This is a genomic window from Mesorhizobium kowhaii, from assembly GCF_003253745.1.
Lineage (GTDB): Bacteria > Pseudomonadota > Alphaproteobacteria > Rhizobiales > Rhizobiaceae > Mesorhizobium > Mesorhizobium kowhaii.
In genome coordinates, this window is record NZ_MZXV01000016.1 from 39,965 (window position 1) to 50,088 (window position 10,124).

At 60.8% G+C, this 10,124-nt stretch carries 9 protein-coding genes; 6 read left to right on the top strand and 3 right to left on the bottom strand.

Going from position 1 to position 10,124, the window contains the following annotated elements:
• Window positions 1-10: 10 nt before the first annotated feature.
• Together B5V02_RS08890 and B5V02_RS08895 are read right to left on the bottom strand one after the other, a co-directional pair.
• Window positions 11-1,777, bottom strand: a complete 1,767-nt coding sequence (locus B5V02_RS08890) for a Tad domain-containing protein (RefSeq protein ID WP_111543863.1) — start codon at window positions 1,775-1,777, stop codon at window positions 11-13.
• Window positions 1,778-2,233 (bottom strand): TadE family protein, encoded by a 456-nt coding sequence (locus tag B5V02_RS08895; protein WP_111543864.1) that lies wholly within the window; start codon window positions 2,231-2,233, stop codon window positions 1,778-1,780.
• 371 nt (window positions 2,234-2,604) lie between these two features.
• Between B5V02_RS08895 and B5V02_RS08900 the strand changes: the two genes are divergently transcribed.
• The 6 genes from B5V02_RS08900 (at window position 2,605) to B5V02_RS08925 (ending at window position 8,714) form a co-directional block, all read left to right on the top strand.
• Window positions 2,605-4,197, top strand: a complete 1,593-nt coding sequence (locus B5V02_RS08900) for a peptide ABC transporter substrate-binding protein (protein ID WP_111543865.1) — start codon at window positions 2,605-2,607, stop codon at window positions 4,195-4,197.
• 164 nt (window positions 4,198-4,361) lie between these two features.
• The gene (locus B5V02_RS08905; protein WP_111543866.1) at window positions 4,362-5,285 is read left to right on the top strand and encodes an ABC transporter permease subunit; all 924 of its coding nucleotides are present in this window, start codon (window positions 4,362-4,364) and stop codon (window positions 5,283-5,285) included.
• Window positions 5,278-6,399, top strand: coding sequence for an ABC transporter permease (locus B5V02_RS08910; protein WP_111543867.1), 1,122 nt, complete (start codon window positions 5,278-5,280; stop codon window positions 6,397-6,399). The genes B5V02_RS08905 and B5V02_RS08910 overlap by 8 nt, the downstream gene beginning before the upstream one ends.
• A 17-nt stretch (window positions 6,400-6,416) precedes the next feature.
• Complete coding sequence (locus B5V02_RS08915; protein WP_111543875.1) at window positions 6,417-8,036, top strand: ABC transporter ATP-binding protein; 1,620 nt, start codon at window positions 6,417-6,419, stop codon at window positions 8,034-8,036.
• 61 nt (window positions 8,037-8,097) lie between these two features.
• Window positions 8,098-8,346: a type II toxin-antitoxin system RelE family toxin gene (locus B5V02_RS08920; RefSeq protein ID WP_111543868.1), complete on the top strand. Its 249-nt coding sequence runs from the start codon at window positions 8,098-8,100 to the stop codon at window positions 8,344-8,346.
• Between the two features lie 8 nt (window positions 8,347-8,354).
• Entirely contained in the window at window positions 8,355-8,714 is a 360-nt protein-coding gene (locus tag B5V02_RS08925) for a helix-turn-helix transcriptional regulator (RefSeq protein WP_146606032.1), read from the top strand.
• 32 nt (window positions 8,715-8,746) lie between these two features.
• Here the strand turns inward: B5V02_RS08925 and B5V02_RS08930 are convergent, their stop codons facing one another.
• A complete protein-coding gene (locus B5V02_RS08930; protein ID WP_111543870.1) occupies window positions 8,747-9,091 on the bottom strand; it encodes a hypothetical protein in 345 nt (114 codons plus the stop codon).
• Between the last annotated feature and the right edge of the window lie 1,033 nt (window positions 9,092-10,124).

Genomic DNA, 10,124 nt, shown 5'->3' on the forward strand with positions numbered 1-10,124 from the left:
TGCAAATGCCTTATTGAACGAGAACCGCGCGCCCGCAGGTCGCACCGGTGACACGCACATCGGCCTGGCCGACGCCGACGCCGAGCGCCGAAAGCACATTGTAGAGCAGGTCGTCGACCGGCGCCGTTACGCCGTTCAGCACGGCCACAACCGCTGGCTTGACCGTTCCGAGCAGGGCGGTCAGATCGATCCCGAGACCAAGCGCATTGACCGACAGCGACAGGTTGTTGACCAGCGACGTGGTAAGCGACTGCGAGATGTTGCGCGTCGAAACGGTCTTGATCGTCTTGTTGGTGATATCGGTTGCATCGAAGGTCAGCATCGTCGGGCTGTTGTTGGTGATCGCGGTGGCGGCGGAACCCATCACCTGTATCAGCGGAATGTTGATCAGCAGCAGATGGAGGCTCACATCCGAGATCTCTGCGTCGGTGAACGTCTGCGGTTGACTGAAGTCGGCGAAGCCTGAACTGTTGCTGTTGGCCAGATGCAGCGAGGCAATGCCTGGGTGCGCGGCAATGGAAACCTTGATGCTGGACGGCCCGGTCGGACAGGTGATGTCGGTCAGCTTGGCTTCGGCATAGGCGACTTCCACATTGAGCGGCAGATTGACGGCCAGCAGGCTGATACCGCCGCCGAGACTGGGCGTGCCGACACCGACGGTGGCCACCAGTTTGATGCGTGTCTGGGCGGTGCGCACCACCGTTCCGATGCCATCGACCGCGAGCCACGGCGAAGATTGCATCGGCTCGCCAATGGCAATGGTAAGTGCGGTAGACAGAAGCCCGGGTACGGTGGCTCCGAGATTGACCTGGGCCTGGTTGGTGCCGTTCGCCAGCACGGCGGCAGCGGTCAGCATGCCCATGGCGCTGGCGTCCACTCCAAGGCCGGCTGGCCTTTGCCCGAGGGCCAGGCTGCCGACGGAGCCGAGATCGACGAGCTTGTTGAGCGGGATCTTGAAAGTGCTGGTCGACTTGGACGCGATCGACTGCAGCGCCACCTTGGCCGTATTGCCAAGCCCGGGCACGTTGGCCATGGCCGTGGCGATCTGGCCGACGGTCGCCTTCGAGGCCAGCACATCCGAATAGGTGACGCCGGTCAGGCTCAATTGTGTGGCAAGGCCGTCTATGAACGACAGCACGCTGACATCGGCCGAGATCAACCCGTTGTAGTCCATCACACTGAGCGAGATGTTGCCGCCGAGAAGCCCACTGAGCAGCGCGTTGAGAATGCCGCCATTGACGCTGAGCAACCTCGACCCGACCGAAAACGTCGCCTGCGGCGTCATGCTGGCGGTGGCCTCGGTGCCGATGACGGGAGAGGGGATCAGCGAACTCGCGAAATAGCGGGCAGGGATCTTCTTCAGGGTGACATGGACGGCATTGTAGGGCGTTACACCGGCCTGGAAGCGTTGACTGACATTGGCGGTTGATGCCGCGTAGCGCCCGGGCGTGACCGACACGACGGTTTTGCCGACGGCCGGCGCGATCGTCTGTCCCGAGCCTTGAACGACAACTCCCGGCATGCCGTTGTCGGTCAACGTGGTCACGACAGCGATGTCGACGTTGGTGATGTTCGAGGCGGCGGTGATCGCCGCCAGGTCCACCATTGCCTGGGCTTCGCGGCGCTCGGCGTAGATCGAGGCTTCGTCGATGGCCACCGCAGCCAGCGCCAGCGCGACCGGCGCGCTCAATGCCGCCATGACGGTGAAATTCGCTCTTCTGTCGGCCAGCATCGATCGGGCAAGCCGGCCGATCTCAGTGCACGCCCGCAGCAGCATTCAGATGCCCCCGACCCTTATCGTCGACTGGCGCTTGATCGTGCTTCCCGGCATGGCGATGCCCGGGAAGAGGTTCCAGATCGGCAGGTTGCGGGCATCGTACTGGATTGACACCACGAACTGGCTTCCGTCGGCGACGCTGTCGTTGGCCTGGTAGGTCAACTTGCTGGCATCCACGAAGGGATATCCGCCGGCATTGTTGGTGACGAAGCTGGCTACGAGCGTCTGGCGCTCGGTCTGGTTCAGTCCGGCAATTGCAGTGCGGGCCGCATCCGCCGCGATCTGCTGGATCGAGTTGGCGGCGCCAAAATATATACCGTATGCAACCATTCCGAGCAAAAGGAGGATGAAGATGGGCGAGAGCAAAGCGAACTCAACCGCCGAAGTTCCAGATTCTTCTTGAAATTTCCGCGTTGCTTGGCAGATTATCGATGATCTACTTGACCTGGTACTCATGACTGCCACGTGTCTGAGATAAAAACCGCACAAAAAGGCAGTCATAATGTAACCTCTGGTTGCTTAAGAACGCATTAACACATTCCGGCAAACTGGCGCGGCCACAGATTCCCGGTGAGAAATGGCGTCGAGGTGAGGAAACCAAGTCAAGCTCCTGGTTTCGGCTCGTATTTCGGCCGCCACGGCACAGCTTTCGACCCGCCTTACTTTGGGTGACCCAGAGAGTCTGTTGAAATAAAAATTCTCCGCGTTAGTGTTTGGCCACCAGCCGCAGGAAGGGAACCGGCGGCGCGCTCAAAGGGGTCAGATATCGGCTCCGGGGCGTCAACACTTAAGGGCGCGCCGACGGCTGCGCCGACAGGGAGAACTTCATGCTGAAAAACATGCTGAAGGCGACGGTGTTCGCCACTACCATGACGCTGGCCGCCGGCACGTTCTACACGCCCGCTTTCGCCGAGACCGTCTATAACCGTGGCACCGCCGCCGAATCGGAGTCGGTCGATCCGCACAAGACCTCGACGGTTTACGAAGCCAATGTCTTGCGCGACCTGTTCCAGGGCCTGGTCATGCAGGATGAGAAGGCCAACCTCATTCCAGGTGCCGCCGAGAGTTGGACAGTATCGGACGACGGCACCGTCTATACGTTCAAGCTGCGCAAGGATGGCCAGTGGTCGGATGGCAGCCCGGTGACGGCAGATGACTTCGTCTACGCTTTCCATCGGCTGGAAGACCCGGCGACCGGCGCCGAATACGCCTCCATGCTCTATCCCGTGAAGAACGCCGAGGAAGTCAACACCAAGAAGGGCAAGCCGGAGGATATGGGCGTCAAGGCGATCGACGCCAATACTCTGGAAGTCACGCTGAAGGCGCCAACGCCTTACTTCCTCGAGATGCTGACCCACCAGGCGACCTATCCGGTCAGCAAGGCATCCATTGATAAGCTCGGCGCCGACTGGATCAAGCCGGGCAATCTGGTGTCCAACGGCGCCTATACGCTCGCTGAGTGGGTTCCCAACGACCACATGAAGCTGGTCAAGAATCCGAAATTCTGGGACGCCGCGAGCGTCAAGTTCGACGTGGTCAACTACATTCCGACCGAAGACCGCTCATCGGCAATGAAGCGCTTCGAGGCCGGCGAACTCGACAGCTACGACGATCTCCCGACTGAACAGCTCGCCGACCTCAAGACCAAGTTTGGCGAACAGATCCACGTCGGACCGTATCTCGGCACCTACTATTATGCGATCAAGACCGACAAGGCGCCTTGGGACAATGTCGAGCTTCGCAACGCCATCTCGATGGCGATCGACCGCGATTTCATCGCCGAAAAGGTCTGGCAGAACTCGATGCTGCCTGGCTATTCGATGGTGCCTCCCGGCATCGAGGGCTACACGCCGGCAATGGCCAAGTATGCCGACATGCCGCAGATCGACCGCGAGGACGCAGCCAAGAAGATCCTCGAGAAACTCGGCTATACGCCCGAGCATCCTTTGAAGATGGAGATCCGCTACAACACTTCGGAAAACCACAAGAACACCGCTGTGGCCATTCAGGAACAGCTGAAGCCGCTCGGCGTTGACGTCACGCTGCTCAACACCGACACCAAGACCCACTACTCCTTCCTTGAGCAGAAGGGCGACTATGACGTGGCGCGTGCCGCCTGGATCGCCGACTACAAGGATCCGGAAACCTTCCTCGGCATCTCGCGCAAGGCCAGCGGCAACAACTATTCGGACTACAACAGCCCGAAATACGAGGCGGCCATGGACAAGGCCGCCGCCGCCGGCGGCAAGCCCGAAGAGCGCATGAAAGAACTCTCCGAGGCCGAGCGCATCCTCGTCGACGACGTCGGCCAGATCCCGCTCCTCTACTACAGCTACCACGATATCGTTTCCTCGAAGCTGCATGGCTTCGTCGACAACGTGATGGACGTCCATCCGTCGCGCTTCGTCAGCAAGGACTGATCCCTGGCCAAGCCGCCGCGCACTAAATGCGCGGCGGCGCTGGTTTGCCATCGCATCGGCCCGGGAACCGGAATCGATTTTCGGCAATGTCGGTGCGAAGATTTGAAGGCTAGAGTGCAATCGTCCAGTTGGACGCGCGCTGCTCTGGATCAAGCGGGGCACCGATGCTGCGATATGTACTAAGGCGGCTTTTGACCGCCATTCCGACGCTGTTCGTCATCGTGACCATGGCGTTTTTCCTGATGCGCGTCGCGCCAGGCGGCCCATTCAACCAGGAGCGGGGGCTGAGCCCCGAGATCAGGGCCAATCTCGAAGCCCAGTTCGGCCTCAACGACCCGCTCTGGCTGCAGTTTGTCCACTATCTCGGCAATCTGCTGCGCGGCAATTTTGGCCCCAGCTACAACATGCCGGATTTCACCGTCACCGAACTGTTCGCCAAGGGCCTGCCCATTTCGGTTCAGCTCGGCGCCTCGGCGCTCGTCCTTGCACTTCTGCTCGGTTCCGTGCTCGGCACCACTGCCGCGCTCAACCAGAACAAGCTTGGCGACTATATGGTGATTGCGCTGGCAACCGCCGGCAGCACCATCCCCACCTTCGTCATCGCGCCGGTGATCCAGCTTTTGTTCGGGCTGACCTGGAAACTGCTGCCGATCGGGGGCTGGGGCGATGGCGCTTTCATCAACAAGGTCGGCCCGGTGCTGACGCTCGCTCTGCCGCAGATCGCCATCGTCGCCCGGCTGATGCGTGGCTCGATGATCGAATCCTTGCGATCCCATCATATCCGCACGGCCCGCGCGCTCGGCCTCTCCGACTGGTCGGTGGTGGTCAAGCACGCGCTGCGCGGCGCCATCCTGCCGATCGTCTCCTTCACCGGTCCGGCAGCCGCGGCGCTGCTGACCGGCTCGGTCATCGTCGAGACGATCTTCTCCATTCCGGGCGTCGGCCGCTATTTCGTCGATGCCGCGCTCAACCGCGACTACACGCTGGTGATGGGAACGGTGGTGGTGATCGCCATCTTCACCATCGTCTTCAACCTGATCGTCGACGTCATGTATGCGGTCGTCGACCCGAGGGTGCGCTATGACTGACATTGCAGCCACGGCTCCCGCCGTCATCGGCCGCTCGCTCTGGGGTGATGCCTGGGCGCGCCTCAAGGCCAATCGCGCCGCCATGTTCAGCCTGTATTACCTTGCCCTGATCGGTGTCGTCAGCGTGTTCGGACCCTGGTTCGTGCCGCATCAATACACCACCATCTATGCCGACTATGTGCGCATGCCGCCAAGCCTGTCGGCCTATCCGAAAGCCGAGATGATCGAGACGGCACTCACCGAAGCGATCAAGCGCATGCGGGTCGACATCAAGGAATGGCGGCAGGAAGGCAATCAGGTCTTCGTTACTGTCAAGTCGACCAAGCCGATCGACGACCGCAATATCCGCTATCTCGACCGTTCCGATGCTTTTGACGACACCAAGATCGAGAGCAAGTCGCCTGACGGCCTCGAAGTGACGATGAGCGCGTCGGTCAAGCAGCAGTATTTCCTGTTCGGTACCGACAACACCGGCCGCGATCTTCTCTCGCGCACGCTTATGGCCGGGCGCATCTCACTGGCCATCGGCTTGCTCGCCGGCGTCGTGGCGGTGGTCATCGGCGTGGTCTACGGCGCTGCGGCCGGCTTTTCCGGCGGCAAGATCGACGAGGTGATGATGCGCATCGTCGACGTGCTCTATTCCTTGCCGTTCATCTTCTTCGTCATCATGCTGGTGGTGTTCTTCGGCCGCAACTTCGTGCTGATGTTCCTGGCCGTCGGCGCCGTGCTGTGGCTCGACATGGCGCGCATCGTGCGCGGTCAGGCGCTGTCGATCCGCCGCCAGGAATATGTCCAGGCGGCGGAAGCCATGGGCGTCGGCCAGCGCGGCATCCTCTTGCGCCACGTCATTCCCAACCTGCTCGGTCCGGTGGTGATCTACATGACGCTGCTGGTGCCGCAGGTCATCATCCTGGAGAGTTTCCTGTCGTTCCTCGGTCTCGGCGTGCAGGAACCGATGACCAGCTGGGGCGTGCTGATCTCGGTCGGCGCCAAGAACATCGGCACCGCCAACTGGCTGCTCCTGTTTCCCGCCTTTTTCCTCGTCTCGACGCTGTTCGCCCTGAATTTTGTCGGTGACGGCCTGCGCGACGCGCTCGACCCGAGAGATCGATAAAGATGGGGATCGCTAAGATGGCTGCTTCCGAAACGATCCTCAGCGTCAAGGACCTGCGCGTCCGCTTCCGCACGCTCGACGGCGCGGTCGAGGCGGTGAAAGGCATCAACATCCACGTCAATGCCGGCGAAACCGTTGCCGTGGTCGGCGAATCCGGGTCCGGCAAGAGCCAGACGATGATGGCGGCGATGAGCCTGCTCGCCTCCAATGGCGAGGCCACCGGCAGTGTCGACTATCGCGGCCGCAACCTTTTGACGCTGAGTAAATCCGAGCTCAACAAGGTGCGCGGCGCCAAGATCAGCATGATCTTCCAGGAGCCGATGACCTCGCTCGATCCGCTCTATTCGATCGGCAACCAGCTGATCGAACCGATCCGCCGGCATCGCGGCTTGAATGCCGCCGAGGCACGCGAAGAGGCGCTCAAGCTGCTGCGCCTCGTGCATATCCCCGATCCCGAGCGGCGGATGAAATCCTATCCGCACGAAATGTCCGGCGGCCAGCGCCAGCGCGTCATGATCGCCATGGCGCTCGCCAACGACCCCGACATATTGATCGCCGACGAGCCGACGACGGCGCTCGACGTGACCATCCAGGCGCAGATCCTGATGCTCTTGGCCGAGTTGCAACGTAAACTCGGCATGGCCATCGTCTTCATCACCCACGATCTCGGCATCGTTCGGCGCTTTGCCGACCGCGTCTATGTCATGCGCCAGGGTGAGGTTGTCGAGGAGGGTGAGGCGGAAGCCATCTTCGTCAACCCGCAGCATGCCTATACGAAAATGCTGCTGGCCGCCGAGCCGACCGGCAGCAAGGCGCCACCGCCCGCCAATGCTCCCGTGCTGCTCGAAGGCCGGAATGTCGAAGTGACATTCAGGATCGGCGGCGGTTTTCTCGCTGGCGAGCCGCTGATGCTGCGCGCCGTCGACCACATTTCGATCCGGCTGCAACGCAACCAGACCATCGGCATTGTCGGTGAATCCGGCTCGGGCAAATCGACGCTCGGCCGCGCCTTGCTACGGCTGTTGCCGAGCGACGGGCTCATTCGTTTTGGTGATCGCGACATTTCCCAGGCTGACCGACAGGCGATGCGGCCGCTGCGGCGCCAGATGCAGCTCGTCTTCCAGGATCCATTCGGCTCGCTGTCGCCGCGCATGACGGTCGGCCAGGTCATCACCGAAGGGCTTCTGGTGCATGAGCCGAACCTGTCGGGCAAGCAGCGCGATCAACGCGCGGTCGAGGCCTTGCTCGAAGTCGGCCTCGACCCCAACGCACGCAACCGCTACCCGCACGAATTCTCAGGCGGGCAACGGCAGCGCATCGCCATTGCGAGGGCCATGATCCTGAAGCCCAAGCTGGTGGTGCTGGACGAGCCGACCTCGGCGCTCGACCGCTCGGTGCAGAAACAGATCGTCGAACTGCTGCGCAAGCTGCAGGCAGACCACGAACTGTCCTACCTCTTTATCAGCCACGATCTCTCGGTCGTGCGCGCCATGGCCGACTACATCATCGTCATGAAGCAAGGCAAGATCGTCGAGGAGGGACCGACCGAGGCGATCTTCAGCAATCCGCAGCACGCTTACACACAGACGCTGATGGCCGCGGCGATCGATGTCACGCGGTTTCGCCTGAGCGCGTGATGGTGCACTCCATTTCGTGATTTCCAGTTGATTGAGATATCACAATATGAGATATTAAATTGTGAAGCAGGTCATCTACCTCGCAGCCGCAATCAAATCGCTTCGCAAGCACCAATCTGATGCCGCCCGCATCGTTGCCAAGATTACGATCTATGCTGAAACCCCGGAAGCCATGGCTAACAACATCAAGAAGCTGGTCGGTTCCGACGAAATGCGGCTGCGGGTCGGCGACTACCGCATCATCTTCACCGAAACCGAAAATGAGATCATTGTAAGCAGGATCGGGCCGCGCGGCTCTATCTACGAATAGGAGTGACAGTGAGCATTCACTATTTCACCACGCCCAAGGGTGACGAAATGGCTGTACTGCCGCGCGCTGAACTCAATGCGCTACAAGATCGCGCTGCCCGTGCCCGTGAGGTGGCGAGTTACAGGGCCGGCGAGGCGCCCGGCTTCACCGCTGAGGAGGCACTGGCTTTCGCCAATGCGGTGTCGCCGCTCGCTTTCTGGCGAGCCAGGAAAGGAAGGACGCAGGCGGCGCTAGCCTCGGAAGTCGGCATTTCACAAAACATGCTTTCGGCAGTCGAAAACGGCAAGCGGGGTGGGGATGTCAGCCTGTGGCTGCGGTTGTCGCGCGTGCTTGAAGTGCCGGTCGATCAACTGGTTGACGAAGACTGAGTCGATCCGCTCGGCGTCTAGTGAAGTGCAATTCAATTTGAGGACGTCGAGCATTTGTGCCCTCTCGCAGCGGCAATCGCCTCTTCCTGCTGCTTCAGCCGGCCGATCCTGGCCGTTTCACGGTCGGCCACCGCGGTCTTCACGCGCGAGCCGCCCAGCAGCCAGCGTGGAACGCTGGTGTTGGCCACCTTGCCGCGGGTGATTGCGGTTTGCGAGATGTCGCGAGCGATGTCTCCCAGCGCGCTGTTGAGCTCGGTGCAACTCATGCTCTCGTATTTCGCCGGATCGACGGTTCGGCCGATCGAGGAACAGCCGGCGAGGAGAAACAGCGCAATCACAAGAACCGGTGGCGAGGCTGTCGTTGAGATCAGATTCATGTCCGCATCCGGTTCGCCGTTTTACCGGCTCCTTCATATCCGTCGAACTACCTAAAGCCGATGCCCATCTTCGTCAAAGTTTCCGATCGCTACGGAACCCGTCGACGCGTCGGTCTCGGTCACATCAGGCAGCACAACGATCTGCCCCCCATCTCTCGATCCTCACCAAATGGCGGAACATTAGGCGCGCCTAACTGTTCTATTCCTGACAGCCGGCATCGGCTTGGTGTCTGCTGAAGATCAGCCGGCAATGGCTGGTCGGTCCGCGTTCTGCGCCAGAGGCGCGGGCTCCCTGAGCAACCGGAGAGAGATCATGAACAACATCATTTGGCTCGTTGGAGCGGTGGTCATCGTGTTAGTGATATTGAGCTTCTTCGGCCTCCGATAGGTGCGACGCGAGCTCTGGCCCGTCAGCCTTTCATCGGCCCGTCGAGCTTTCATCAGAATGGGATCAGTCGAAGCGGAGACAATCCCGCAGACCGGGCGGCGCGACTGAAACGGGCGCAGCCCGGGTTCCGTCAACACATTTTGGGCTCTGACGCGAAGCGGTTAGCTGCGTCTGCCGACTTTGGCGACCTATTTCAGAGAGCGTGGGTGGGAAACAAGGACGGAACCCTGGCTTCAGGTCGAAAGGAACTTCTGGTACGACAAGGACGCGGAGGCTGCGGCCGCTTCTACGTCGAGACCTTTCCCGATAGCGCAGTGGGTGCCGTTCACCGTGCACGGTCGCCACCGCGACGAAGTGATCCGCCGTACTTCGGGTCTTCCGCTTGCAGTGCTGCCATGCTTAATTCGAGTAAATTCACATCAAATTATAGAGTTGCCACGTGATACCAATCTACATTGGGTATGACCCACGCGAATCCCGAGTTCTAGACGTAGCGCGATGGAGCGCCTACCGGCGGGCAAGCACGCCGTTGCAGATACAGCCACTCGTGCTCAAAGACCTTGAAGCCCAAGGAATCATGAAGCGACCGATGGTGGTACGTGATGGTAAGCTCTGGTGCCCGATTTCCGAGGCACCGATGTCGAC